This window comes from Sellimonas sp., from assembly GCF_047234585.1.
In the GTDB taxonomy this organism is placed as follows: domain Bacteria; phylum Bacillota; class Clostridia; order Lachnospirales; family Lachnospiraceae; genus Sellimonas; species Sellimonas caecigallum.
Genome location: NZ_JBKSWG010000016.1, coordinates 24,706 through 48,451, shown reverse-complemented (window position 1 = coordinate 48,451; position 23,746 = coordinate 24,706). Strand labels below are relative to the sequence as shown.

The 23,746-nt window shown below is 46.5% G+C and carries 24 protein-coding genes, 1 pseudogene and 1 riboswitch; of the genes and pseudogenes, 16 read left to right on the top strand and 9 right to left on the bottom strand.

The features are described 5' to 3' along the window. Nucleotides 1–34: 34 nt before the first annotated feature. Together ACLROL_RS08075 and ACLROL_RS08070 are read right to left on the bottom strand one after the other, a co-directional pair. Nucleotides 35–1,387, bottom strand: coding sequence for a sensor histidine kinase (locus ACLROL_RS08075; RefSeq protein ID WP_413067660.1), 1,353 nt, complete (start codon nucleotides 1,385–1,387; stop codon nucleotides 35–37). Next, nucleotides 1,384–2,058: a response regulator transcription factor gene (locus tag ACLROL_RS08070; RefSeq protein WP_287450217.1), complete on the bottom strand. Its 675-nt coding sequence runs from the start codon at nucleotides 2,056–2,058 to the stop codon at nucleotides 1,384–1,386. Before ACLROL_RS08070 ends, ACLROL_RS08075 begins: the two co-directional genes overlap by 4 nt. 133 nt (nucleotides 2,059–2,191) lie before the next feature. Then, nucleotides 2,192–2,361, top strand: a riboswitch (M-box (ykoK) riboswitch). Nucleotides 2,362–2,566: 205 nt separating this feature from the next. On the opposite strand from ACLROL_RS08070, the gene mgtE reads away from it, so the two are divergent. Then, nucleotides 2,567–3,901 (top strand): magnesium transporter, encoded by a 1,335-nt coding sequence (gene mgtE / locus ACLROL_RS08065; RefSeq protein ID WP_288722192.1) that lies wholly within the window; start codon nucleotides 2,567–2,569, stop codon nucleotides 3,899–3,901. 56 nt (nucleotides 3,902–3,957) lie between these two features. Here mgtE and ACLROL_RS08060 read toward each other — a convergent pair whose 3' ends face one another. Both ACLROL_RS08060 and ACLROL_RS08055 read right to left on the bottom strand, forming a co-directional pair. Then, a complete protein-coding gene (locus ACLROL_RS08060; protein ID WP_087201197.1) occupies nucleotides 3,958–4,158 on the bottom strand; it encodes a hypothetical protein in 201 nt (66 codons plus the stop codon). A 25-nt stretch (nucleotides 4,159–4,183) separates the two neighbouring features. Further along, the gene (locus ACLROL_RS08055) at nucleotides 4,184–5,170 is read right to left on the bottom strand and encodes an SPFH domain-containing protein (protein WP_087201195.1); all 987 of its coding nucleotides are present in this window, start codon (nucleotides 5,168–5,170) and stop codon (nucleotides 4,184–4,186) included. Between the two features lie 190 nt (nucleotides 5,171–5,360). On the opposite strand from ACLROL_RS08055, the gene ACLROL_RS08050 reads away from it, so the two are divergent. The 6 genes and pseudogenes from ACLROL_RS08050 (at nucleotide 5,361) to ACLROL_RS08025 (ending at nucleotide 10,239) form a co-directional block, all read left to right on the top strand. Then, nucleotides 5,361–5,759: a putative signal transducing protein gene (locus ACLROL_RS08050; protein ID WP_087213333.1), complete on the top strand. Its 399-nt coding sequence runs from the start codon at nucleotides 5,361–5,363 to the stop codon at nucleotides 5,757–5,759. A 152-nt stretch (nucleotides 5,760–5,911) separates the two neighbouring features. Further along, nucleotides 5,912–7,615: a glycoside hydrolase family 32 protein gene (locus ACLROL_RS08045; RefSeq protein WP_221919460.1), complete on the top strand. Its 1,704-nt coding sequence runs from the start codon at nucleotides 5,912–5,914 to the stop codon at nucleotides 7,613–7,615. Further along, nucleotides 7,593–8,288 (top strand): HAD family hydrolase, encoded by a 696-nt coding sequence (locus tag ACLROL_RS08040; RefSeq protein ID WP_413067659.1) that lies wholly within the window; start codon nucleotides 7,593–7,595, stop codon nucleotides 8,286–8,288. Before ACLROL_RS08045 ends, ACLROL_RS08040 begins: the two co-directional genes overlap by 23 nt. Beyond that, a pseudogene (locus ACLROL_RS08035) lies at nucleotides 8,269–8,766 on the top strand (O-acetyl-ADP-ribose deacetylase); the annotation flags it as partial. The gene ACLROL_RS08040 and the pseudogene ACLROL_RS08035, both read left to right, overlap by 20 nt. Before the next feature lie 93 nt (nucleotides 8,767–8,859). Then, on the top strand, nucleotides 8,860–9,324 hold the full coding sequence (locus ACLROL_RS08030; protein ID WP_246599105.1) for a GNAT family N-acetyltransferase: 465 nt from the start codon (nucleotides 8,860–8,862) through the stop codon (nucleotides 9,322–9,324). Nucleotides 9,325–9,327: 3 nt separating this feature from the next. Continuing rightward, nucleotides 9,328–10,239, top strand: coding sequence for a carbohydrate kinase family protein (locus ACLROL_RS08025; RefSeq protein WP_413067658.1), 912 nt, complete (start codon nucleotides 9,328–9,330; stop codon nucleotides 10,237–10,239). A 53-nt stretch (nucleotides 10,240–10,292) separates the two neighbouring features. Here ACLROL_RS08025 and ACLROL_RS08020 read toward each other — a convergent pair whose 3' ends face one another. Genes ACLROL_RS08020 through ACLROL_RS08005 form a run of 4 tightly spaced genes read right to left on the bottom strand, consistent with a single transcriptional unit; the run spans nucleotide 10,293 to nucleotide 15,100 of the window. Further along, on the bottom strand, nucleotides 10,293–11,102 hold the full coding sequence (locus ACLROL_RS08020; RefSeq protein ID WP_413067657.1) for a Cof-type HAD-IIB family hydrolase: 810 nt from the start codon (nucleotides 11,100–11,102) through the stop codon (nucleotides 10,293–10,295). A gap of 40 nt (nucleotides 11,103–11,142) precedes the next feature. Continuing rightward, complete coding sequence (locus ACLROL_RS08015) at nucleotides 11,143–12,537, bottom strand: UDP-N-acetylmuramoyl-tripeptide--D-alanyl-D-alanine ligase (RefSeq protein ID WP_087201179.1); 1,395 nt, start codon at nucleotides 12,535–12,537, stop codon at nucleotides 11,143–11,145. A gap of 33 nt (nucleotides 12,538–12,570) precedes the next feature. After that, the gene (locus tag ACLROL_RS08010; protein WP_413067656.1) at nucleotides 12,571–13,629 is read right to left on the bottom strand and encodes a D-alanine--D-alanine ligase; all 1,059 of its coding nucleotides are present in this window, start codon (nucleotides 13,627–13,629) and stop codon (nucleotides 12,571–12,573) included. A 10-nt stretch (nucleotides 13,630–13,639) separates the two neighbouring features. Continuing rightward, the gene (locus tag ACLROL_RS08005; protein WP_413067655.1) at nucleotides 13,640–15,100 is read right to left on the bottom strand and encodes a nicotinate phosphoribosyltransferase; all 1,461 of its coding nucleotides are present in this window, start codon (nucleotides 15,098–15,100) and stop codon (nucleotides 13,640–13,642) included. 211 nt (nucleotides 15,101–15,311) lie between these two features. Between ACLROL_RS08005 and ACLROL_RS08000 the strand changes: the two genes are divergently transcribed. Next, on the top strand, nucleotides 15,312–15,566 hold the full coding sequence (locus tag ACLROL_RS08000) for an HPr family phosphocarrier protein (protein ID WP_087201172.1): 255 nt from the start codon (nucleotides 15,312–15,314) through the stop codon (nucleotides 15,564–15,566). 88 nt (nucleotides 15,567–15,654) lie between these two features. Here ACLROL_RS08000 and ACLROL_RS07995 read toward each other — a convergent pair whose 3' ends face one another. Then, nucleotides 15,655–16,392 carry a lysophospholipid acyltransferase family protein gene (locus ACLROL_RS07995; protein ID WP_087201169.1) on the bottom strand — a complete coding sequence of 246 codons (738 nt, stop codon included), beginning with the start codon at nucleotides 16,390–16,392 and terminating at the stop codon, nucleotides 15,655–15,657. A 136-nt stretch (nucleotides 16,393–16,528) separates the two neighbouring features. On the opposite strand from ACLROL_RS07995, the gene ACLROL_RS07990 reads away from it, so the two are divergent. The 8 genes from ACLROL_RS07990 to ACLROL_RS07955 all read left to right on the top strand — a co-directional run bounded on the left by ACLROL_RS07990 (nucleotide 16,529) and on the right by ACLROL_RS07955 (nucleotide 23,708). Further along, entirely contained in the window at nucleotides 16,529–16,984 is a 456-nt protein-coding gene (locus ACLROL_RS07990) for a protease complex subunit PrcB family protein (protein WP_246599100.1), read from the top strand. 10 nt (nucleotides 16,985–16,994) lie between these two features. After that, nucleotides 16,995–18,551, top strand: a complete 1,557-nt coding sequence (locus tag ACLROL_RS07985) for a DUF3794 and LysM peptidoglycan-binding domain-containing protein (RefSeq protein WP_087201166.1) — start codon at nucleotides 16,995–16,997, stop codon at nucleotides 18,549–18,551. Between the two features lie 108 nt (nucleotides 18,552–18,659). After that, nucleotides 18,660–19,547, top strand: coding sequence for a 4-(cytidine 5'-diphospho)-2-C-methyl-D-erythritol kinase (gene ispE, locus ACLROL_RS07980; RefSeq protein WP_413067654.1), 888 nt, complete (start codon nucleotides 18,660–18,662; stop codon nucleotides 19,545–19,547). Next, nucleotides 19,547–20,248: a GntR family transcriptional regulator gene (locus ACLROL_RS07975; protein ID WP_087201162.1), complete on the top strand. Its 702-nt coding sequence runs from the start codon at nucleotides 19,547–19,549 to the stop codon at nucleotides 20,246–20,248. The genes ispE and ACLROL_RS07975 overlap by 1 nt, the downstream gene beginning before the upstream one ends. 49 nt (nucleotides 20,249–20,297) lie before the next feature. Next, on the top strand, nucleotides 20,298–20,936 hold the full coding sequence (spoIIR, locus tag ACLROL_RS07970; RefSeq protein ID WP_087201287.1) for a stage II sporulation protein R: 639 nt from the start codon (nucleotides 20,298–20,300) through the stop codon (nucleotides 20,934–20,936). Between the two features lie 10 nt (nucleotides 20,937–20,946). Beyond that, entirely contained in the window at nucleotides 20,947–22,128 is a 1,182-nt protein-coding gene (locus ACLROL_RS07965; protein ID WP_087201159.1) for a cation diffusion facilitator family transporter, read from the top strand. A 21-nt stretch (nucleotides 22,129–22,149) separates the two neighbouring features. Then, nucleotides 22,150–22,884 (top strand): acyl-[acyl-carrier-protein] thioesterase, encoded by a 735-nt coding sequence (locus ACLROL_RS07960; protein ID WP_087213080.1) that lies wholly within the window; start codon nucleotides 22,150–22,152, stop codon nucleotides 22,882–22,884. Beyond that, nucleotides 22,881–23,708: a S1 RNA-binding domain-containing protein gene (locus ACLROL_RS07955; protein WP_087201155.1), complete on the top strand. Its 828-nt coding sequence runs from the start codon at nucleotides 22,881–22,883 to the stop codon at nucleotides 23,706–23,708. Before ACLROL_RS07960 ends, ACLROL_RS07955 begins: the two co-directional genes overlap by 4 nt. The last annotated feature ends 38 nt before the right edge of the window (nucleotides 23,709–23,746 follow it).

Genomic DNA, 23,746 nt, shown 5'->3' with positions numbered 1-23,746 from the left:
ATAGTCCCAAGACTCTTTTTCTGATAACAGAAAACTATTTTAGTGGAAGGAGAAATGTAAATGTGCTGCCTTTTCCGAGTTCGCTTTCCGCAGTAATAGTTCCCCCGTGCGCTTCCACGATCCATTTGGTCATGGAAAGTCCAAGCCCCGAATGTCCCGAATCAGTGCGTGAGGTGTCTGCCCGGTAGAATCGTTCCCAGATATGGGGCAGAACGTCTTTGGAGATGCCGATGCCGTCATCTTCTATGGAGCCTGTGATGAAATTGTTCTGTACAGACAGGCGGGCGTATATGTTTCCGCCTTGTTTTCCGTAGGACACCGCGTTGGAAAAGAGGTTTGTCAGCATGCGGATGAAGAATGTTTCATCTACATCGTACCAGATGTCCGGTTCGATTTCCTGGTGGATTGTAATCTGCTTTTCATGGGCAAGCAATTGCTGTTCTTCCGCTGTCATTTCCATGAGTTCGCTGATATTCAGGCACTCAAGGGTAAGCTTTTGGCGTCCCTGGTCTGCTCTGGATAGGAGAAGGAGCTGGGAAATCATCTGTGCCATATTCTGTGCTTTGCGCTCAATCAGTTCCAACTGGGCCCGCTGACTGGATGTCAGTGTCGGATCTGTGAGAAGGGCGTCACACTGGGTAAGGATGACGGTAATGGGTGTTCGAAGCTCATGGGAGACATCAGATGTAAACTGTTTCTCACGCCCGAAGGCCTTTTCCAGCTGCTCCAAAAGCTGATCAAAAGTGTTGGCAAGATGGTAGATCTCGTCCTTTCCGTCTCCGAGATCTACCCGACGGGACAGGTCTTCGTCCGCTTGGATTTTCCGAACCGTTTCTGTGATGAGACGAACTGGTTTCAGCGTACGCCGTGTAAACCTGTATCCGATGATGGCTGTAAGAATCACAAGAAGCGGCAGAATGATCATGGCAAAGCGGAGTGTGATGAGGAAACTTTCCTCCGCCCGTGTCACAGAAGTAATGCCCCGAATGTAGACAGGTCCATAGTCTTCTGCATAGTACTCCAAATCAAATACAAACCATTCCGAAGAATTTTCCGTGATGGTGCGCAGCCTTCCGTCCTGAAAGTCCGGCTGTTTGTCGAAACCGTATGGAACGCGTCCGTACAGAAAATCTCCGTTTGTTCCGTAAAGGGAAAGATAGATATTGTCCTCCAGATTATAAAAATCGGAATCCACTTTCAGTTTTCCAGCATCGGAGCCAATATCTTCCATACTTTCCTGAACATGCTTTTGAAGCTGCATTCTTTTGGAGGAAAGTACTTCTTTGTTGCTGAGGGAAAATAAGATTCCAAGAGCTACACACGTTACAAGCATCATGAAAAATGTATAAATAAGTGTGAGTTTCAGTTTTAATGACATGCGTTTCATAATGGCTTCCTCAATACATATCCGGCGCCCCGGACTGTGTGGATCAATTTTGGTTCGTATCCGTCGTCGATCTTCCGGCGCAGATACCGGATATAGACATCAATAACGTTGGATCCCCCTGTAAAATCATAGTTCCAGATGTGCTGTTCCAGCTTTGCGCGGGAAAGTACGATACCTTCGTTCTGGATCATATAGCGGAGCAGAGAGAATTCTTTCCCGGACAGTTTGATCTCTGTGTCGCCGCGGTAGACTTGGTGGGTGTCAAGAAGCACTTTCAGGTTGGCGATCTGTAAACAGTTGGTTGGAGTGGCCGAAGGACGGCGCAGCAGTACACGGATCCTGGCTAAAAGTTCTTCAAATGCGAACGGCTTTACAAGATAATCATTTGCCCCTGCATCCAGCCCAGCGACCCGGTCTTCAATGCTGTCTTTTGCAGTCAGAAGAAGAACGGGGGTATTGATCCGACGCCTGCGTATTGTCTTTAGGACAGTCAGTCCGTCCATAACAGGCATCATGATATCGAGGATCAGCGCATCATATTCTGCACCGGCAAGATAGTCCAAGACTTCCTGGCCGTTCAGGCAAGAGTCCACACTGTAATGCTCCTCTCTAAGTCTAGAGGTAAGGATCCGGTTTAAATCTTTTTCGTCTTCTGCAATCAGTATCCGCAAAGTATCAGCCTCCTTGATTATGTGAAATGGAAAGGCGAAATCAGCCTTCATACTAATCTTTAGTATATAGCACATTTGGAAAGAATGAAATAAAAACTTGACAGAATGTGGAAGGGGAAGTATGATGGTAAAGGAAATAATTCGGTAGGTGAGGTTACCACAGGGATTTGGGAAACCTAAGATTGCTGCCGCAGATTTGTGGAGACACAATGCGCTGGTTAGCAGGGTATGTCGAAAAGAAGGCATAACCTAATGCAGTTGATACGCCCTGTGATACTAAAGCTTGAACGTATGAAAATGCAGATGAGCAAGGCATGTGATCCCTCCGGAATGAGATTCCGGAGGCTTTTTTATTTTATGTGAAAAAATACGGATATATATGATCACAAGGCTTGCAGTAAAAAGATAATAGAAGAAAGGCAGGTGAGTGTAATGGACGCAGGAGGCAGTTATGACTCGAAGAAGTATACGGATCAGAAAAAATTGAACAAAGAAAGAAGGTATTGCTATGAACAAACAGATTTTTATGGATCTTCTGGAAAAGAAAGAGTTCAAGGCAGTGAGAAGTATTCTGGAAGTGATGAATACTGTGGACATTGCAGCTCTCCTTGCCGATCTGGAAGATAAAGAGCTGATTCAGGCATTTCGCCTCATTGAGAAGTCAAAAGCGGCGGATGTGTTTGCTCAGATGAGCAGCTCCATGCAGGTGTACCTGGTTGAGATGTTTACGGAGAAGGAACTGCAGGAATTACTAAACGATCTTTACATGGATGATACTGTTGATTTGCTGGAAGAACTTCCGGCGAATTTAGTGACAAGGATCCTTGATCATGTAAGTAAGGAAAAGCGAGACCAGATCAATACGATCCTGAACTACCCGGAAGACAGTGCGGGGAGCATTATGACGACGGAGTATGTGGATCTCAAGAAAACAACGACCGTCAAAGAGGCCATGGCTCATATAAAGGAAACGGGAATTCGCAAGGAGACGATCTATACGTGCTATATTTTGGAAAACCGCAGGTTGATAGGGATTGTTTCGGCGAAAGACCTGATGACGATGGATGATGATCTGCAGATGGAAGAACTGATGGAGACGGAAATCATATCCGTCACGACTCACACGGATCAGGAGGAGACGGCACGGTTGTTTGCCAAATATGATTTGCTGGCGCTCCCGGTACTGGATATGCAGGGATATATGGTGGGAATCGTGACTATCGATGACGCTTTGGATGTCATAGTGGACGAAACCACGGAAGATATGGAGATCATGAACGCCTTGAATCCAAGTGAAAAAACGTATTTTGAGACTTCAGTTGCAGTACATGCAAAAAACCGGATTGGATGGCTTCTTGTTTTGATGCTCTCCGCTACCATCACACAGACGATCATCGCGCGGTACGAAGCGGCATTTGCGGCATTGCCTCTCCTTGTATCCTTTATCCCGATGCTTACGGATACGGGCGGAAACTGTGGATCTCAGAGCTCCACTCTTGTAATCCGTGGCCTTGCTCTGGACGAGATTCATTTCCAGGATATTTTCCGTGTCGTGTTTAAAGAATTCCGGGTCGCTCTGCTTGTGGGAGTCGTCCTTGCAGTGACAAACGGAATCTATATCATGGTACGTTATCATGACCCGATGATGGCAGTCCTCATTGCCATTTCTCTTACGGCAACTATTATTATGGCTAAGATCATCGGATGTATTCTGCCATTATTCGCAAAGAAACTGCATGTCGACCCGGCCATCATGGCTGCGCCGTTGATCACAACGATTGTAGATGCAGGATCTATCCTGATCTACTTCCAGGTAGCGACACACCTGTTGGGAATAGTATGATAAATGAAAAAAAGAAAAATTGCGGGAATCTGAAACAGATCCCCGCAGTTTTTCTTTTATATAGATTCTTCCATGTTTTGTTTATTTTGCGTTCGTTTCCGGTATTTCACACACTCTGTCAAAAGATATTCAATCTGTCCGTTCATAGAACGGAAATCATCTTCTGCCCATTGGGCAATTTCATTATAAAGAGTCTGAGAGAGCCGCAAAGGAACCTGCTTTTTGGCTTTTCCCTTATCGCTTGTTTTCTTTTCCAAAATGTGTCCCGCCTTTTCTTTTATTTTAATAGAGGGTTCCGCTGTTAACGATCGGCTGTGCATCTTTGTTTCCGCAGAGGACAACGAGGAGATTGCTTACCATGGCCGCTTTTCGTTCCTCGTCCAGCTCTACGATATCATTTTCGTTTAATTTGTCAAGAGCCATCTCTACCATTCCGACAGCGCCTTCCACGATCTTCTGTCTTGCATCGATAATGGCGGCTGCCTGTTGTCTCTGAAGCATTGCGGATGCGATTTCCGGAGCGTAGGCAAGATGGGTAATCCGCACATCAAGGATTTGAATACCTGCATTTTCTACTTTTTCCTGGAGTTCCAGACTCATGATGTGCGCGATTTCCTGACTGCTTCCGCGAAGTGACTTTTCATCCTCTCCTTCATTTACGTCATACGGATATTTTCGGGCAGTGTTTCGAATAATAGCATCGCACTGAATGGAGAGATAGTTTTTGTAGTTCTCTACATTGATGACAGCCTGTGTAGGGTTGATAACTTTCCAGATGACAACTGCTCCGATTTCTACCGGGTTTCCAAGTTCGTCGTTTACTTTCTGCTTCGCATTGTCAAGTGTCATGGTTTTCAGAGAGATCTTTTTGACTCCGGTACTTACAGAAGTGTGGCCGCCGCTTCCTACAGTGATGGAACTCTTCCGTACAGGATTGATAGCCGTACAGAATGGATTGACCCAGAAAAATCCGGATTTCTTGATGGTGCCGTAATATTTCCCGAATAATGCAAGTACGATGGCTTCGTTTGGATTAAGTACTTTCAGTCCGCACAGCCCAATGATGGCTGCGATCACGATCAGCATACCGACGGAAAAAATGGCGACAGCAGCTCCATCGGAAAGCATCCCGGACTCAGATAGAACAGGACCAGCGATGCAGGCTGCAATTCCGGCAGCGGTTATGAGAAGAAAGAAAAAAAGCATCACAAACCCGTTCTTGGCGTGTAAAATCCGTTCTTCCAAAGTTACATTTTGACTGTTCTCCATAACTGATTCCTCCTATTAATGTATGAGTTGAAATGATATTATTTTGATATCATAATAGATCCAAATCAAGAAAATGTCAAGAGCGGAGAGAAAGATTTATCGATTGAAAAAAGAAAAGAACAGGGCTATAATGATTCTATACGAACAACTGAAAATCCGATGATCCGATATGTGGGGCGGAGGTGTTTTTATGGCAGTGAAAGCGAGAAAAGAAGCTGTAGAGGCAATGAAGCCGGTAAAGATTTATACGGCGGGAGACAGGGTAGAGGCTGAAATGCTCCTGGAAGCACTTCACAGAAATCATATCCAGGGATTTCGGGAAGCTCCGGGAAGCGGAGGAGCCATGGATGTATATACCGGAAACTCTATCTATGGAGAGAAAATCTATGTGGATGAGCTGGATGCATCCAGAGCGATGGAAATTATCGAATCGGTTCTTTCTGAAGCGGAGCTTTCTACGGCGCCAGGAGATGAGATACCAAAGAATGCGCAAACGCTTCCGAGATGGGTTACAGTTGGCTTTTTGACTGCAATGATAGCAGTCATCGGCACGACAATCGTAATCGCAGCGTTCCATTTTATAGGATAACGGAAAAGAGACGGCATCTTACTTACGAAGAAGGGAGGTAAGATGCCGTTTTGCTGCAAAGGGCACTGTTTTTGTGGTATACTAAAGTAGATGTAAAACAACAAACGAAGGCTGAGTTGAGGTACGGCCTGCTGCGACAGGAGGGCGAGGACATGATCATTCATACACAGAAATACAGACGACTGGAGTTGTTTATAAAGACAAAACCGGGGAAGACAGGGACGATCCAGGTTATTTCCGGAGGAGTGTACAAGACGATACGGACGACAAAGTACCGGCAATGGATACGCATGGCAGTAAATCAGGGGACTGCTTATGAGCTTTATACAGCAGACTGCGACATTTCTTATGCATATCTAAGCGGGTTGGATCAGATCATGGAGAAAGGCGTCTGCTTTTTGCAGGATGGGAGTACATACGAAAAACAAGATCTTGGGGAATGGTACGACACACCGATGCGGACACAATATCATTTTATGCCGTTCAAAGGTTGGATGAATGACCCGAACGGGTTCTGTTTTTACCGCAACTATTATCATCTGTTTTACCAGTTCCATCCGTTTTCAGAGGAATGGGATAACATGTACTGGGGCCATGCTGTAACCAAAGATATGGTACATTGGACACATCTTCCGGTCTGTATAGAACCTCAGACAGAGCTTCTGGAAGATCCGTCTCTTGTGGGAGGGGCGTTTTCCGGGCATGCGTTTGTTGATCAGGATGAGAAAATGAGACTATTCTTTACAAGACACATATCCAGGCGGGAAGAGCCAAGCGAGATGATGGAATACCAGGTCGTGAAAGAATCAAGAGATGGACTTGAATTTGAGCGGGAAGAACCATTGATCCAAGAACAGGAAAAAGGACTTTTAAAAGATATCAGAGACCCCAAAGTCTTTGTGGAAAATGGAATATATAAAATGCTTTTGGGTACAGGGACAGAAGAGTATCCGGCTATCGCACTTTATACATCACGAAATCTCCATCATTGGACCTATGACGGGACAGCCTTTGAGGAGCTGGAGGCAGATCATGCATTTCCTTTGGAATGTCCGGATCTTTTCCGCACCGGTGGAAAATGGATCCTTACAGTTGGGTACTGTGGACACCGGGACGAAGCAGGGAGAAAGAACGGCGTTTATTACTATATCGGCGAGTGGTACCAGGACAGATTCCATCCGGAGAAAAGGGGACTCTATGATTTCGGAGGCGATCTCTATGCTGTCCAGTCTGTGAAGACAAGAAATGGTATCGTATCCATCGGATGGATACGGGATACATTAAAAGAACATGTGAAGTCTCAAAATGGAGGATGCGGCAGTATGAGCATCCCGAGGATTACTTATATCCGAGATGGAAAACTGTATCGGAATCCGCTGCCGGCAATCTATGGACAGATAGGGGAGACGCTCTATGAAGGCAAAGATTCCCGGGTAAAGCTGGAGACAATCAAAGGAAATACATATCACGTAAAGCTTCAAATGAAAGAGGCGGCAGACTTTCGGATGACACTTTTTAAATGGAAGGATCGAAAGCTCTATCTTGAGCAGCAGAACGGGCAGACAAGATTCCGCACAGTTGGAATGGGATCCAAGAATATTCTTTATCCTGCAGAAACACAGATGGTAACAAAGGTAGAAGTTTTTGTGGACAGAAATGTATGTGAAGTTTTTTTGAATGACGGGGAAGATTCCGGGACAAAAAAATTTTATCAGCAGTCGGATATGGGAATGTTTGAGATCCATGTCCACGGAGACGGCGCGGTAGAGAGCTTGAAGGTAGAAATGATGAATGGCATCTGGCAGACAGAGAAAGCCGGCGGAGGGAGAGCGCATGATACGGACAGTGTTATTTGATATGGACGGAACATTGATCGATACAGAAAAATATCTGACGAGATTCTGGGTGCAGGCGGCCAAAGAGGCAGGGTTTGAACTCACGATAGAGGAGGCCTGTCAGTTTCGGAGCTTTGCAAGTACATATGCGGCACCTTACTTTGCGGAAAAATATGGGGCCGATTTTGACTACATGGCTATCCGGGAACGCAGGAAGGCGCTGATGAAGCAGCACCTGGAAAAGCATGGGGTAGAGAAAAAAACGGGAGTGGACGAGGCTCTGTCCTCACTGAGGAAAATGCATATAAGGACGGCGGTAGTGACAGCTACAGATGAGGAGAGGACAAGAGCATATTTGCAGCAGACCGGCATTTATGATTTGTTTGATGAGATTGTCTGTGCGACCATGGTAGAAAGGGGAAAGCCATTTCCGGATGTATATCTGTACGCGTGTCGGAAGATGGGGGAAAAACCGGAAGATTGTCTTGCAGTGGAAGATGCGCCAAACGGTATATATTCGGCACATGGTGCCGGCTGTAAAGTTTTGATGATTCCCGATTTGACAGAGCCGGATGAGGACCTTATGGAGCATATCGACTGTGTTGCCGAGTCTCTTTTAGAGGTTCCGGAAATTGTAAAAAACTGGGGAAAAGAAAATGGTTTGGAGGCGGCAAATGGGAAGATTGAAAATTGAAACGGGAGATATTACGACATACAAGGTAGACGCGATTGTCAATGCTGCAAACACATCCCTGTTGGGAGGGGGTGGAGTGGATGGTGCTATCCATCGAGCGGCCGGACCGATGCTCCTGGAAGAATGCAGGAAGCTTCATGGGTGCGAGACCGGACAGGCAAAGATTACGCAGGGATTCCGTCTGCCTGCAAGATATGTGATTCATACACCTGGGCCAGTCTGGCGCGGGGGAAGCAAAAAAGAGGAAGAACTTCTGGAGTCTTGTTATCACAACAGCCTGCTCCTGGCGGAGGAATATGGACTTCAGACGGTAGCGTTTCCTTCTATCAGTACAGGAGTGTACGGATTCCCTGTCGAGAAGGCGGCAGAAATTGCAGTGAGAACAATCCTTCGGTTTCTGAAAAGCGGAAGCCGGATAGAAGAAGTGACGATGGTCTGCTTTGACCCGGATACAAGAAAGGCCTATAATCGGGCAATAGATAGAGCGAAGGGACATACATTTTGCATTCGCCCTGCAAGAAAGACAGATGCAGAACAAATCTGTGAGATCATAAGAGATATTGTGGACAACATGGAAAATTCAGAATGGTTTTCCAATTCAGGAGAATTATATGTAAAAGAACATCTGGAAAATGACAAGATCGGATATGTAGTAGTTGCAGAAGCGGAAGACGGCGTCATTGCCGGTCTGTTTCTCGTGGATATACCGGGAGAAAAAGAGGAAAATATGGGATTTGACCTTGGATATACGAAAGAACAGAGGAGTGTGACCGCGCACATGGATATCGCCGCTGTCCGTCCGCAGTACAGAGGGTATCATCTTCAAAGGCGGATGATGGAAGTGTGTGAGGAAGAGATGAAAAGAAGGGGATTCCGATATTTATTAGCCACAGTCCATCCGGATAACATATACAGCCTCTCCAATGTGCAGAGGAGAGGATATGAGATCATGAAGACAAAAGAAAAGTACGGGGGACTGCTCCGCCATATTCTATGTAAAGAATTATGCCCGGAGGATAAGAAGGGAAAGGAATAAGAAATGAACATATTTTGTATCGGGCAGTCCGCTTATGATATCACAGTGCCTATTGAAGGAGCGATAGAGGAAAACAGGAAATACCGGGTTTTGGAATATTTCGAGTGCGGAGGAGGACCTGCCTTCAATGCGGCATGTCTGTGCGGAAAATGGGGCGCGAATGTGGAATTGATATCACGGATTGGCTCAGATGAATATGGGAAGAAATTGAAAGAGACACTGCAGAAATACCATGTGGGTACAGAATATCTGATTCCATGTCCGGGGATGAAAACCCCGCACAGCATGATCATAGCCGGAAAAGCAAAAGGCAGCCGGACGATCTTTAATTTCCCGGGAACTCGGGAAAAGACAGAGTATCACATCCCGGAAAAGAAGGCGGATGTGATCTTAAGTGATGGACATGAACCGGAGATCAGCCTGGCCATGATCGCGGCGAATCCCCAGGCAATCTCTGTGGCAGATGCAGGCACATTCCGGGAAAGCACATACAAAGTTGCCCAAAAGACCGATTATCTCATCTGCTCAGAAGATTTTGCAAGACAGTATACAGGAAAAGGAATCCACCTGGAAGAATGGGATATATGTGAGGAAATATTTCGACAGATAGAACAGATCAACGGCAGATACGCTGTTGTCACACTGGGAGAAAACGGGCTCCTTTACAGAAAAAAAGACGGCAGCCTGGGGCATATGCCAGCCTGCCAGGTAAAAGCCGTCGATTCCACCGGAGCAGGAGATATCTTCCATGGAGCCTTTGCTTACGGACTGACAAGAAAATGGAACATGGAAAAAAATCTCATACAAAGCACATGCGCATCAGGACTCTCCGTACAAAAAATCGGAGGACTCACATCCATACCAGAATTCGAAGAAGTACAAAAGAAATGCAACAAATACAAAAAAAGAACTTGACAAAAATCGTGTCAAAAATCGGGGACGTGTACCGACGAGTCGGAACCCGTCCCCTAGTCAAGTAAAAACTGCTGTATCACATGCAGGACGCCGTCTTCATCGTTTGATTTTGTGATGTAGTCGGCTTTTTCGCGTACGAGGGGCTGAGCATTCTGCATCGCCACGCCGAGTCCGGCTGTTTCGATCATCGTTATATCGTTATATCCGTCTCCGCAGCAGATCATTTCGTCTGCGTCTAGTCCGATGCTGCTCAGAAGTTTCAGGAGGGAGTATGCTTTGTCGATATTCTGTGGCATGATCTCCAGGAAAAATGGTTCGGAACAGTAAATATTCAGAAGGCCCCGGAAATGATGGGTCGTTTCTTTTTGGATCAGTGCGATGACGTCAGGTTCTCCGCTGATCAGAAATTTATTGTTCGGAAAGTCCACATCTTTTGTGAAGTGGTCTGTCTGCAGGATCGGCATATTATTGATGCGGGATTCCAGCTGTGTATATTGGTTCGGTTTGATGCCTGAGATCAAATTTTTGTCCGTGTAGGCTATAATATCTGCATCGTATTGTTTTACGATCTCAAACAGTGGGGTAACAATGCCGTTCGGGATTGTTTTATTGTAAATGACATTTCCTGTCCGGCAGTCGATGATTTTTCCCCCATTGAAGGAAAGGATGTAATTGCCGAAATGATCCATCTTCAGTTCTTTTGCAAGAGGAAGAACGCCCTGTGTAGGGCGTCCACTTGCAAGAACGACTCGTTTTCCGTTTTCCTGTATGTCGATAAGCGCCTGTTTTGTGGGCGGTGTGATCTGTTTCGATGAATTTGTCAGTGTGCCGTCCAAATCCAGAACAAGTACTTGATATTTCATAGTAAAACCTTTCTAATTTTATTTGTAATCTGACGCATCACTACGCATAAAACTCACGCAGTGCGTTTACGATTTCCGGAAATTTCATGCTGTTGGATGCTTTTACGAGCACAGTGTCTCCTTTTTGGAGAAGGGACGGCATGTTTTCCAGAAAGGCTTCTTTGGAATCAAAGTGTAAAGCTTTGGTTCCAAATCCGGTATTGGAAGCACCGCGGCAGATTTCGGAAGCGAGCTCTCCGATACAGATAATCAGATCAATGCCTTTTCGGGCTGCATATTCTCCTATTTCATAATGCAGCGCTTTTTCATCTTTCCCAAGCTCCAGCATATCGCCCATGATAGCCACTGTTCGTCCGGGTGCTGAGGAAAGGACGTCGAGAGAAGCTTTCATGGATGCCGGATTGGCGTTATAGCAGTCGTCGATAACAGAGAGATATCCGGTCTGGATCAGATGATTGCGCCCGCTTACCGGTGTTAAAGCGTGAATACCGTCCTCGATTTCCTGTTTCGAAAGCCCAAGAAGATGCCCGATGCAGGCGCCGGCCATAGCATTGTATACCATATGTTTTCCCGGGATTGTGATATCTGCAGTGACAGAAATTTCTGGGGCATCTGAAGTCTGTGGAAGCTGGATCCGGCACAGTGTTCCAAGCAGACCTCTGTCTTCTATATGGGAAGCAAAGACCGGAGCAGCAGTATCGATACCAAAAAAGATCGGACGATTTCCCTGTACATCGGAAATCGTTCGGAGCATGTCGTCATCCCCGTTTAAGATAACGCAGGAATCCGGGCCAAGATGATCGAAGATCTCGGTTTTTGCCTTTAAGATCCCTTCACGGCTGCCGAGATTTTCCAGATGGGCATAGCCGATATTCGTGATGACGCAGATGTCCGGCTGCGCAATATCAGCAAGCCGGTGCATTTCCCCAAAATGATCGATCCCCATTTCCAGAACTGCGATTTCATGCTCTTCTGTCAGCCGAAAGATCGTAAGCGGAAGCCCGATCTCGTTGTTATAATTTCCCTCTGTTTTCAGAACATGGTATTTCTGAGACAGGACGGAAGCGATCATTTCTTTTGTGCTCGTTTTGCCAACACTTCCGGTAATGCCGATCACTTTGATATCCAGGTGTGTCCGGTAATACTTTGCGATATCTTTCAAAGCCTGGGTTGTGGAACTTACCTGGATGTACGGGTAGGAGACATCGCTGAGAGGGTGTTCGGAGAGTGTACATAATGCGCCGCTTTCCATTACCTGACCGATAAAATCATGGCCGTCCACCCGTGCACCTTTGATAGGGATAAAAAGGAAGTCCGTCTGTATTTTTCGGCTGTCGATGGCAACACCAAGGATTTCCCGCCCAAGAAGCGACGGATCTCCCACATAGGTCCCTCCACACGCAGAAGCGATTGTTTCTAGAGATAACCCTTTCATAGTTCATTCCTCCATTCTTTCGTATCAATCTGCTTATCCACGATATCTGGCATCCATAGATTTCTCGATAATGAGTTCGCACAGATCTCCGAACTCAATTCCTGCAGCCTGCGCTTCTTTTGGAAGAAGACTTGCAGCCGTCATACCAGGCAGACTGTTATATTCCAGACAATAGATTTCGCCGGATTCTGTCAAAAGAAAATCGGCACGGGCGTACACATCAAGCTTCAGTGCGCGGAAGGCCGCTTCGGCTGCTTTCTGGATGCGGTCAGCGATTTCCTCCGGGATTCTGGCAGGACAGATTTCCTCTGTGTATCCGTCCTGGTATTTGTTGGCGTAATCAAACCATCCATTTTTTGGACAGATTTCGATGACCGGAAGAGCTTTGCCGTCGATGACTCCGCAGGCGAGTTCTCGTCCTTTGATGTATTCTTCGACGATGATCTCATCCTCGTACCGGAAGGACTCCGTTACGGCACGGTCAAACTCCTCTTCCGTGTGGACGATATAAACACCGATGCTGGAGCCGCCGGAACATGGTTTTACAACAAGAGGGAGGGAAAGTCCGCAAGATGCCAGAGAGTGGTCTGCCAAGCCTCGTTTCATCCATGTGCCGTGAGGAGTCGGAATCTGGTTCGCTTCAAAAATGACTTTTGTGATTTCTTTGTCCATTGAAAGGGCACATCCGAGAGAACTTGGGCCAGAGTAGCGGATTCCCAGAATATCAAAGGCAGCCTGAAGTTTTCCGTTTTCCCCCACATCTCCATGAAGTCCCATAAATACAATGTCGGAAAGGCGGCAGATATCGATCACATTGGCGCCAAGAAAACAATCTGATTTGTCTTCCCTTGAGGCGCGTACGGCATCGAGATCTGGTTCTGTGGATTTGATGCCGGAGGCAATAGAAAGTCCGGCGTCCGGGAGGGAAAATACCTCCTCCAGGTTCTGCGGTGCATCCGGGAGTCCAAGGAATGGATCCAGAAGGATTGCCTGATGTCCTCTTTCCAAAAGCGTGCGGCAAATGCCGGCGCCGGAAGAAAGGGAGACATCCCTCTCTGTACTAAGTCCGCCTGCTAATACTACAATTTTCATAGAAACCTCCTTATTCTTCATTTACGCTCATTTTGTCAAGAAGCTGTTTTTTGACCGCGTACAATTTATCGGATAAATCTACATACACTTTATGCGGATAGAAAAGACGTTTTGTCTCATCCCACAAAGTTTCCTTCTCTTTTTTACAATATTCTGCGATCTCCATCACAGTAGGAGACTGATATACACATTCACCCCGGATAAATACCGGCACTAGCATTTCACGCATCGTGTAAGTGCCGCCTTTGAGCTTTGTCTTCTTCCATGTTTCGATAGGATCGAAGATCAGGAGATCTTTGCTTTCGTCGAATTTCTCGTCGGCAAAACAGATGAGATCTGCACGAATTTTTCCGGATTCTTTGTCATAGATTCGGAAGATCGTTTTGTTACCTGGATTTGTGATTTTTTCCGTGTTTTCGGAAAGCTTGATTTTCGGGATAAAAGTGCCGGTCTCATCCTGCATGGCAGCAAGTTTATATACTCCGCCAAAAGAAGGGCAGTCCTTGGATGTGATCAGGTGTGTTCCCACACCCCACACATCGATAGCTGCGCCCTGCTGTTTCAGATCATGGATCAGGTATTCATCAAGGTCATTGGAGGCGGCAATCTTTGCATCCGGGAAACCGGCCTCATCCAACATCTTTCGAGCCTTTTTGGAAAGGTAAGCAAGATCCCCGCTGTCAAGGCGGATACCATAATTTTTAAGAGGAATACCGGATTCTTTCATTTCACGGAACACGCGGATGGCATTTGGCACACCGGATTTGAGAGTGTCGTACGTATCTACAAGGAGGGTACATGCGTCCGGATAAAGATTTGCATAGGCCTTAAAAGCATGGTACTCGTCCGGAAAACTCATGATCCAGCTGTGAGCATGTGTCCCCATGACCGGAACGTCAAAAAGCTGTCCGGCAAGGACGTTTGATGTGCCTACACACCCTCCGATCATCGCAGCTCTTGCCCCGTAAAGCCCTGCGTCCGGGCCCTGAGCTCTGCGGAGACCGAATTCCATAATACCGCCGCCGGATGCTGCATACACGACACGCGCCGTCTTTGTGGCAATGAGAGACTGGTGGTTGGTGATGTTCAAAAGTGCGGTCTCGATTAGCTGCGCCTCCATGATAGGAGCGATGACTTTGATGAGAGGTTCCCGCGGGAAAATCACGCTCCCTTCCGGAATCGCGTAAATATCCCCGCTGAAGTGATATCCGCTCAGATAATGAAGAAAATCCTCATCGAAGATGTGAAGTCCTCTCAGATAGTCGACTGCTTCGTAAGAAAAATGAAGTCCTTTGATATAATCGATGACCTGCTCCAGTCCGGCAGCGATGGAATAGCCGTTGTTGCACGGGTTAGAACGATAAAAAACATCGAACACGACCACTTTGTCATGATCCTGCTCCTTAAAATATCCCTGCATCATAGTAAGTTCATATAAATCTGTCAACAATGTCAAATTTCTTTCAAACATTGGCCACACTCCTTTTTGTTCCCCTATCCAAAGAAAAGACGACGGATAGCGAAAATCTGCATAATACTCCAAACATTATAGCACTCATTTTTGTAAAGGGAAAGAAAAACATGAAATCTGCCAAGTTTAAATTGAAATCAAAATACAACCGGTATATAATAATTTTTAAATAACATACAGGGTAATTTTTGCGTGAAAGGAGGACAACAATATGACCACAAGCAAAGCGACAGCCGGGGATCTTGGAAAGGTATACGACAATCCCATCACGGAACTGGTTCGTATTGCATGCCAGTTTCAAAGCAGGATATTACTAAAAAGCGGAAGCAAACAGGTAAATGCGAAAAGTATGATGGGAGTGATGGCATTTGGGCTTTCAGAAGGGACAGAAGTAGAGATTGTGGCCGAAGGAGAAGATGAGGCCGCGTCAGTTAAAGCGGTGGAAGATTTTCTGGCATGTAAGTAAAAGAAAAGTCAGATCAAATAAAATGAAATAAGATACAAAAAGGGACTGTGACTGTTTGTCACGGTCCCTTTGCAGCTTCAATGGAATGTTATACAAGTTTGGCATTCCGAGTGATCGTTTCCTGTACGATATTCTGGAAGTAAGGCGCGAGATGCTTTCTCGTCTCCCTGTCCAGGTCTTTTGGATAAACAGGTTTCCCATACTCGATGACCACATGGGTTTTCCGGATACGTGGAAACTGATTTTCGAATATGGCGGCCGTGTTGTTGAGACTGATAGGAACAACGGCACATCCTGTTTTATCTGCAATTTTAAAAGAACCTTCTTTAAAAGGAAGAAGAGTAAGTTCCTCGCCTTTATTTCTTGTTCCTTCCGGGAAGATGCAGATGCTGATCCCATTTTTTATATACTCGATGGCCTTGAGGATCGTCTTCATCCCTTCTTTCGGGTCGTGGCGGTCCAGAAACAGACAGTAGAGAAACTTCATCCATGTGGAGAGAAGAGGGATTTTTTCCATTTCTTTTTTTGCCACATATCCCGTTTTGCTGCGGCACCGCGTGTATGTGAGAAGAATATCAAAGAAACTTCGGTGGTTCCCGATGAAAAGTACCGGTTCGTTTTCGGGTACATTTTCTTCCCCTATGACAGTTACGGAAACACCGGTAATCTTCAGGATACATCGAAATCCCCACTGGACGATCCGGAGGGATGACAGGTCCCGTTTGTCTCTGTCTTGCTTCCCTATGAGCCATTCCACAAAGAAGACAGGAATGGATAGAATCAGGTATACGACAAGAAACAGGACGATACATAGAAATCGAAACATAGCGTGCAGCCCTTTCTGTAATTGATAATCATATATGGCAGACGAATTTGCCTTTTGATAAGTATTCTTTCCAATTATACTATAAAAAACAGAGAAAAGAAATCAGTATTTGTCATTTTTCACGGAAGAGCTGTGTATGATGATAAAGAGAAACGAAAGGGTGCTGTTTATGTCCAGAAAGAAACGGAAAATCCAGACAATGGTGGTAACCTTTTTCTGCTGTATTGTAGTCTCCGGATGTTCCGTCACGGATCTTGCAGAGGGGAAGCGCCAGGATCTCGAATTTACTGTAATAAGGAAAGAAGAACTTCCTGAGGAGCTAAAAGAGACCATCGATGAAAAAAAAGCAAATCCGTTCCGAATCACATATACGGACAAAGGGAAAATGTATATTGCAAGAGGATACGGGGAACAGAAGACGAGCGGCTACAGTATCCAGGTAACAGATGTATATGAGACGGGGAAGGCCGTACATATACGGACCGTACTGGAAGGACCCGGGGAAAAAGAAAAAGTGACAGAAAAGAAGACATACCCATATGTGGCAGTCAAACTGGACTATTATGACAAGCAGGTCGTATTCGAAGAATAGGAGGGCGTTCATGGAGCTGATAAAAAGACAGGTACAGACACAGTGGAGCGGGAAGCCGGTAGTGGATCAGTTTCTCATAGACAGTGACTATAATGTACCGGACAATCGCAAAGATATCCGGAAAATCATGTTGTCGGAAGGAGAACTGAAGCCGGAGGAGATCAAGCGGGCGGACAAATATATAAAAGTACAGGGGAAATTGCTTTTCCGCATTTTGTATGTTACGGACGAAGCAGATGAAAAGATTGCTGAGCTGTCGGGTCAGATACCGTTTGAGGAGATGGTCTACTCGGAGGAAGAAAAGGGAGAGTGGGTGCCGAGGAGCAGCCGCACGGATGTAACAGTGACGATGATCCACTCAAGAAAACTCAACATCAGGACCATGGCTGAACTTGTACTTGTCCCGGAGGAACGGGAAAACAGGGAGATCACAGAAGATGTGGAAGGGATTGCGGACAGCATGAAGAAGAAGGAATCAAGGAAGATCCTTACGGTTCAGAATGTGATCCGGGATACATACCGCATCAAAGAAGAACTGAAACTCCCGAAGGGGAAAGACAATATCGCATCGCTGCTCTGGACGGATATCAAGCCTCAAAGGCTGGATACAAAACTTGTCCAGGACGGCCTTATCGCATCAGGGGAACTTCTGGTTTTTTGCTTCTACGAGACTCCGGATGAGACGCTGAACTGGATTGAGGAAACGGTAAGTTACGAGGGAAGGATTCCTTGCCCTGGAGCAGATGAGACAATGTTCCACCAGATTTATACAAAATTTACCGACGAGACGGCGGAGCCAAGGCTCGATGAAGACGGGGAAATGAGAGCCATTGGTATGGAAGTGACTCTGGAAGTACGGGCGGCAGTGTATGAGGAGAGAGAACAGGAATTTTTGAGGGATATGTACTCTCTGACACAGGATATTACAATGGACACAAAGAAGGAAGAGTATGAGCAGGTGGTCATGCAGAATCATCTGAAGTGTTCCATCCATGAGACGCTTTCCCTGCCGGAGCTCAAAGACAATATTTTTCAAATCTGTCATACCGGGGGAACCATGGAAATTGTCCGGACGGAAGCCGAGGAAAAGGGGATCCGGGTAGAAGGGATTCTTCATATCTGCTTTTTGTATGTAAAGCCGGATGACAGCATTCCATTTGACACATGGCAGGGCATGGTGCCATTCTCCTGTCTCTTGGAATGCCCGGAGATTGGCCCTCATATCCGGTGCTTCGTAGACGGATATCCGGAACAGATCACAGTAAGCCTTCTCGGAGGAGGAAAAGCGGAAGTAAAAGCATCCGCTGCATTTCGTGCGTTTGTGAGAAAACCGGAAGAAGTGAATCTCATTGTGAATGCGGAGGCTGTACCGAAGTCTATGGAAGACATAGAAGGACGGCCGGGCATTGTCGGATACATCGTAAAAGAAGGGGAAGACCTTTTTGATCTGGCAAAGAGATACGGGACGACAGAAGAAAGTATCCGGGAGGTAAACGGTCTGAAGGATGAGGAGTTAAAAGCGGGAGAACGGATATTGATTTTTAGGGAAAATATGAGTATACTATAAGCGTAATGTATACAAAATACATACCGGAAGATTCCCTTTTTCGGTGGCAGAAAGAGAACCTTCCGGTATCGTTTCAATACGCACACGGATGGATAAAGGAGAGATTCGATGGAACGGATTCAGTTAAAAGCTTTGGGAAAAATCAACCTGGGATTGGATGTGCTCGGGAGAAGAGAAAATGGGTATCACGATGTCAGGATGGTCATGCAGACAGTATATCTTTACGATGAAGTGACGATCGAAAAGAAAGAAGAGCCAAAGATCCAGGTGTCCACGAATCTTACGTTTCTGCCTACAGATGAGTCAAACATCGCGTACAAGGCGGCCAGGCTTTTGCTGGACGAATTCCGGCCGGAAGGTGGGGTGAAGATCTGCCTGAAAAAGCACATTCCGGTGGCGGCAGGGATGGCCGGCGGAAGCGCCGATGCGGCTGCGGTGCTCTTTGGAATGAACCGTCTGTTTGGATTCCAGCTTAATATGGAAGAACTGAAAAAAAGGGGTGTTCTCCTTGGCGCGGACGTACCGTATTGTCTGATGCGCGGGACAGTTCTGGCGGAAGGGATCGGAGAAATTTTAACGCCGCTCCCGCCTATGCCGAAGTGCCATGTCCTGATCGCAAAACCACCTGTAAGCATTTCCACAAAGACTATTTATGAAAAACTGGATTCCCGGGAGATTACGGCACACCCGGATATCGACGGCATTATCCGGGGGCTGGAAGAGCAAAATGTGAAAGCTGTGGCGGACAAGCTTGGAAATGTACTGGAGACAGTCACAGAAGAGCTGTGCCCGGTTATTTCCCGGATCAAGGGAGAAATGAAACAGGCGGGGGCGATGAATGCCATGATGAGCGGCAGCGGTCCGACGGTGTTCGGTCTTTTTAAAGAACGAAGCGCGGCGAGAAAAGCAGGAGAAAGGATCCGGCAGGCAGGACTAGCCAGACAAGTCTATACTACAACCATCCACAATGTACGAAGGAACAGGAGGAATGACTGATGGAAGCAGATTTTGGAGCACAGATGAACGAATACCTACCACTTCGCGATGTCGTATTTAACACACTGCGCCAGGCCATCCTCAGAGGAGAACTGAAACCTGGCGAGAGACTTATGGAGATACAGCTCGCAAACAAACTTGGGGTAAGCAGGACCCCTATCCGGGAAGCTATACGTAAACTGGAACTGGAAGGACTCGTGCTCATGATCCCAAGACGGGGAGCGGAGGTGGCAGAGATAACGGAAAAGAACATGAGGGACGTTCTGGAAGTACGAAGGGCGCTGGAAGTGCTGGCTGTACAGCTCGGATGCCAGCGGATGACAGAAGAGGCGCTTTCGGATCTGGAACGTGCAGCGGAAGAATTCGACGCCTGCCTTGTGTCCGAAGATGTGACAAAACTGGCGGAGGCGGATGTTCATTTTCACGACATCGTGTACCAGTCCACGGACAACAGACGGCTGATCCAGCTTCTCAACAACCTGAGTGAACAAATGTATCGGTTTCGTGTGGAATACTTGAAGCACCGGGGGTTCCACGAACAGATCTCGATGGAACACAAAGAATTGATCGGTTTTCTTCGGGCCAGAGAAACGCAAAAAGCGGCAGAAGTCATCGGACGCCACATTGACAAGCAGGCGGAGGCTGTGCTGGAGACGATCAGAGCAAACAAAAATCAGGAAAAACAGAATAAAGAAGAATGATGTGGCAATACTCCCGTTAGAGAAAGAACAGACGGGAGGTACATACACAATGAATATACCGGGGAAATATATCAGGATCATACTGGCGGTTTTGGCAGGGCTTCTTCTTACAGGAGGGGTCGTAAGAGTCAGGGCGGTGGAAACAAAAGTGCAGGAAACACAGGAACATATGGCAGACGAAGTGCTGCGCTTCCATGTACTTGCAAACAGTGATACCAAGGAAGATCAGAATCTGAAGATGAAAGTAAAAGACCAGGTTATCGGATATCTGGAAGAGACAATGGGGCCGGAGACGGAGTCATTAGATGAGACGAAAGAATTCGTGAAAGCTCATATTCCTGAGATTGAAAAAGAGGCGAAAAAGATTGTGGAGCAGGAGGGATATTCCTATCCTGTAAAAGTCCGGCTGGAAAAGACGGACTTCCCAGAGAAGACATACGGGGATGTAACGTTCCCGGCAGGGACATACGAGGCGCTCCGCATCGAGATTGGAAATGGGGACGGGAAAAACTGGTGGTGCGTTCTCTATCCGAATCTCTGTTTTATCGATACCGTCCATGCGGTAGTCCCAGAAAAAGGGAAGGAGAAGCTCCAGAATGTACTCACAGATGACGAGTATGATATGGTCACGGCGACATCCAGATTTCGGATCCGGTGGTTTTTCTTCGGGGACAGGAAAGACGAATAAAGGGGCAAACATGACAGAGTTTTTGGTAAGACATTTTGTAAAAGACTATCAAGATACGCAGAAGGTGTCTGTGCGCACGGCATACGGGGTGCTTGCAAGTGCAGCAGGCATCTTTTGCAATGTATTTTTATTTCTCATCAAGGCGGCGGCAGGAATCATAATGAACAGTGTATCCGTCACGGCGGATGCCTTTAACAACCTATCTGACGCAGGATCTTCCGTCATCGGCCTTGTTGGCGTGAAAATGGCGGAAAAACCTGCTGACGAAGAACATCCGTTTGGACATGGAAGGATCGAGTATATATCAGCTCTTGTAGTAGCGTTTATCGTCCTCCAGGTGGGGTTTACCTTTTTTAAAGATGCATTCAGGAAAATTACAAATCCGGAAATCTTGAAATTCAGCACATTTTCCGTTATCATACTTGTATTATCTATCGGTGTCAAACTGTGGATGGCGGCATTTAACAAAAAGCTGGGAAAAAGGATTGATTCAAAAGTGATGATGGCCACGGCAGCGGACGCCATGGGCGATGTGGTAACAACTGGAGCGACGATTCTATCCCTTCTTTTCTATCGGATTTCCGGAATCAATATCGATGGATTCGTCGGGATAGGAGTGGCGCTTGTCGTCATGTGGGCCGGTGTGGGTATCGCAAAAGACACGCTCAAACCGCTGATCGGCGAGGCTGTGCCGACGGAGACGTACGATGAGATCACGAAATTTGTGGAAGGATATGACGGGATTGTGGGAACCCATGATCTTCTTGTACATAATTATGGGCCGGGCAGGAGTATGGCGTCGATTCATGCAGAAGTGCCAAATGACGTCGGGATCGAGACATCTCACGAAATTATCGACCGTATTGAGCGGGAGGCCAGGAAATACCTGGGAATTTATCTGCTGATCCACATGGATCCGGTAGAGACAAAAGATGAGAAAGTGATAAGTGCAAAAGAACAGGTGGAAAAGATCGTGGCGGAGACAGAACCCCTTGCCAGCATCCATGATTTCCGGATGGTGTCCGGCGAAAATCAGATCAATCTGATCTTTGATATGATCGTTCCGCACGGATACCAGAAAGATCAGGAGACAGAGCTTCTCCATCTTGTGATGGAAAAAATACACCATTTGGATTCGAGATATCAGTGTGTCATAACTGCGGAAAGAAGCTTTGTGGAAGAACAGAAATAAAGAGTGAAAAGAGGGTGTATCATGAAGTACGAAAGGAAGGAAAGGATCCGATTCAGCGAGGTTGGAAACGGCGGATATATTACTCTTTCCGGGATCATCGACCATTTTCAGGATATCAGTATTTTTCAGTCGGAAGATCTGAAGCTTGGAACGATGTATCTGAAAGAGAAAAACAGGGCATGGGTACTTTCTGCCTGGCAGGTAGAAGTAAAGCGTTATCCAAGACTTGGGGAGTATGTCCATGTGTCAACGTGGGCGTCCGGATTCCGGAGTTTTTTTGGAGAACGGAATTTTGTTATGACAGATGAAGAAGGGATAGACGTGGCTTATGCCAATTCTGTCTGGGTCTATATCGACACAACAACTGGACGGCCGGCAAAACCAAGTGAGGAAGAAGTGGAAAAATATGGGATAAACGATCCTTATCCGATGAATTATGCATCCCGAAAAGTACCGGCGCCGAAATCCGGAATAAAAAGGGAACCATTCCCGGTAAGAAAATATCAGATTGATACAAACCAGCATGTAAACAATTGTCAGTACGTGCAGATGGCGGTAGAGGAGCTGGAAGAAGAACTTGGAAGAACTCTCGATATCCGAAAGCTTCGGGCAGAATATAAAAACTCGGCCGTCTACGGGGATATCATTTACCCGGTTTTAGAAGATACAGGAGAACTTTACAGAGCAGCGCTTTGTGACAAAGATGGAAAACCGTATGCAGTCATTGAACTGGAGGACAAAGGAGAAGAAAGATGAAATTAGGAGAAAAACAGGTATTGGTCATTGAGAAGGAAGTAGATTTTGGAGTCTACCTTGGCTCTGAAAAAGAGCGCGTACTTCTGCCGAAAAAGCAGGTGCCGGAAGGAGTGGAGCCAGGCGATCCGGTGGAGGTCTTTCTGTATAAAGATTCCAGCGATCGGCTCATTGCGACGACAAAAGAACCAAAACTCACACTGGGAGAACTGGGTGTGCTGGAGGTCGTAGATACAGGGAAAAATGGAGCTTTTTTGGACTGGGGACTTGAAAAAGACCTTTTCCTCCCGTTTAAAGAGCAGACAACACGCGTGAAAGTCGGGGACAAGTGCCTTGTAAGTCTTTATATCGATAAAAGCGAGCGGCTTTGTGCAACTATGAAAGTGTATGACAAGCTCCGTACAGATTCCCCGTACCAAAAAGATGACATGGTAGAGGGTATCATCTACGAAGTAAGCGATCGTTTCGGTGTTTTCGTGGCGGTAGACGGTATGTATTCTGCCTTGATCCCGAAACGGGAACTCTTCCGGGAATACCGCACAGGGGAGACAGTTCGTGCCAGAGTGGCAGCAGTAAAAGAGGACGGGAAACTGGACCTGAGCGTTCGGGAAAAGGCATTTATTCAGATGGATGTGGATGCGGCGAAACTGATGGATTATATGGAACAGCATGGCGGACGGATCCCATTTACAGACAAGGCTTCTCCGGAAGTCATCCGGACAGAATTTGCTATGAGCAAAAATGAATTCAAAAGAGCAGTGGGACGTCTGCTGAAAGAGAAAAAAATAGAAATTCGGGAAAAGGATATTGCAATTCGCATGAGATAAGGTATACTTAAAGGCGAAGGTACAGGGAAAGCTGTAAA

What these genes read in the sequence shown, in the direction of transcription:
- ACLROL_RS08075 (WP_413067660.1), bottom strand. Translation starts at nt 1,387, where the DNA reads ATGAAACGCATGTCATTAAAACTGAAACTCACACTTATTTATACATTT.
- mgtE (WP_288722192.1), top strand. Translation starts at nt 2,567, where the DNA reads ATGAACAAACAGATTTTTATGGATCTTCTGGAAAAGAAAGAGTTCAAG.
- ACLROL_RS08055 (WP_087201195.1), bottom strand. Translation starts at nt 5,170, where the DNA reads ATGGAGAACAGTCAAAATGTAACTTTGGAAGAACGGATTTTACACGCC.
- ACLROL_RS08050 (WP_087213333.1), top strand. Translation starts at nt 5,361, where the DNA reads ATGGCAGTGAAAGCGAGAAAAGAAGCTGTAGAGGCAATGAAGCCGGTA.
- ACLROL_RS08045 (WP_221919460.1), top strand. Translation starts at nt 5,912, where the DNA reads ATGATCATTCATACACAGAAATACAGACGACTGGAGTTGTTTATAAAG.
- ACLROL_RS08040 (WP_413067659.1), top strand. Translation starts at nt 7,593, where the DNA reads ATGATACGGACAGTGTTATTTGATATGGACGGAACATTGATCGATACA.
- ACLROL_RS08030 (WP_246599105.1), top strand. Translation starts at nt 8,860, where the DNA reads ATGGAAAATTCAGAATGGTTTTCCAATTCAGGAGAATTATATGTAAAA.
- ACLROL_RS08025 (WP_413067658.1), top strand. Translation starts at nt 9,328, where the DNA reads ATGAACATATTTTGTATCGGGCAGTCCGCTTATGATATCACAGTGCCT.
- ACLROL_RS08020 (WP_413067657.1), bottom strand. Translation starts at nt 11,102, where the DNA reads ATGAAATATCAAGTACTTGTTCTGGATTTGGACGGCACACTGACAAAT.
- ACLROL_RS08015 (WP_087201179.1), bottom strand. Translation starts at nt 12,537, where the DNA reads ATGAAAGGGTTATCTCTAGAAACAATCGCTTCTGCGTGTGGAGGGACC.
- ACLROL_RS08010 (WP_413067656.1), bottom strand. Translation starts at nt 13,629, where the DNA reads ATGAAAATTGTAGTATTAGCAGGCGGACTTAGTACAGAGAGGGATGTC.
- ACLROL_RS08005 (WP_413067655.1), bottom strand. Translation starts at nt 15,100, where the DNA reads ATGTTTGAAAGAAATTTGACATTGTTGACAGATTTATATGAACTTACT.
- ACLROL_RS08000 (WP_087201172.1), top strand. Translation starts at nt 15,312, where the DNA reads ATGACCACAAGCAAAGCGACAGCCGGGGATCTTGGAAAGGTATACGAC.
- ACLROL_RS07995 (WP_087201169.1), bottom strand. Translation starts at nt 16,392, where the DNA reads ATGTTTCGATTTCTATGTATCGTCCTGTTTCTTGTCGTATACCTGATT.
- ACLROL_RS07990 (WP_246599100.1), top strand. Translation starts at nt 16,529, where the DNA reads ATGATGATAAAGAGAAACGAAAGGGTGCTGTTTATGTCCAGAAAGAAA.
- ACLROL_RS07985 (WP_087201166.1), top strand. Translation starts at nt 16,995, where the DNA reads ATGGAGCTGATAAAAAGACAGGTACAGACACAGTGGAGCGGGAAGCCG.
- ispE (WP_413067654.1), top strand. Translation starts at nt 18,660, where the DNA reads ATGGAACGGATTCAGTTAAAAGCTTTGGGAAAAATCAACCTGGGATTG.
- ACLROL_RS07975 (WP_087201162.1), top strand. Translation starts at nt 19,547, where the DNA reads ATGGAAGCAGATTTTGGAGCACAGATGAACGAATACCTACCACTTCGC.
- spoIIR (WP_087201287.1), top strand. Translation starts at nt 20,298, where the DNA reads ATGAATATACCGGGGAAATATATCAGGATCATACTGGCGGTTTTGGCA.
- ACLROL_RS07965 (WP_087201159.1), top strand. Translation starts at nt 20,947, where the DNA reads ATGACAGAGTTTTTGGTAAGACATTTTGTAAAAGACTATCAAGATACG.
- ACLROL_RS07960 (WP_087213080.1), top strand. Translation starts at nt 22,150, where the DNA reads ATGAAGTACGAAAGGAAGGAAAGGATCCGATTCAGCGAGGTTGGAAAC.
- ACLROL_RS07955 (WP_087201155.1), top strand. Translation starts at nt 22,881, where the DNA reads ATGAAATTAGGAGAAAAACAGGTATTGGTCATTGAGAAGGAAGTAGAT.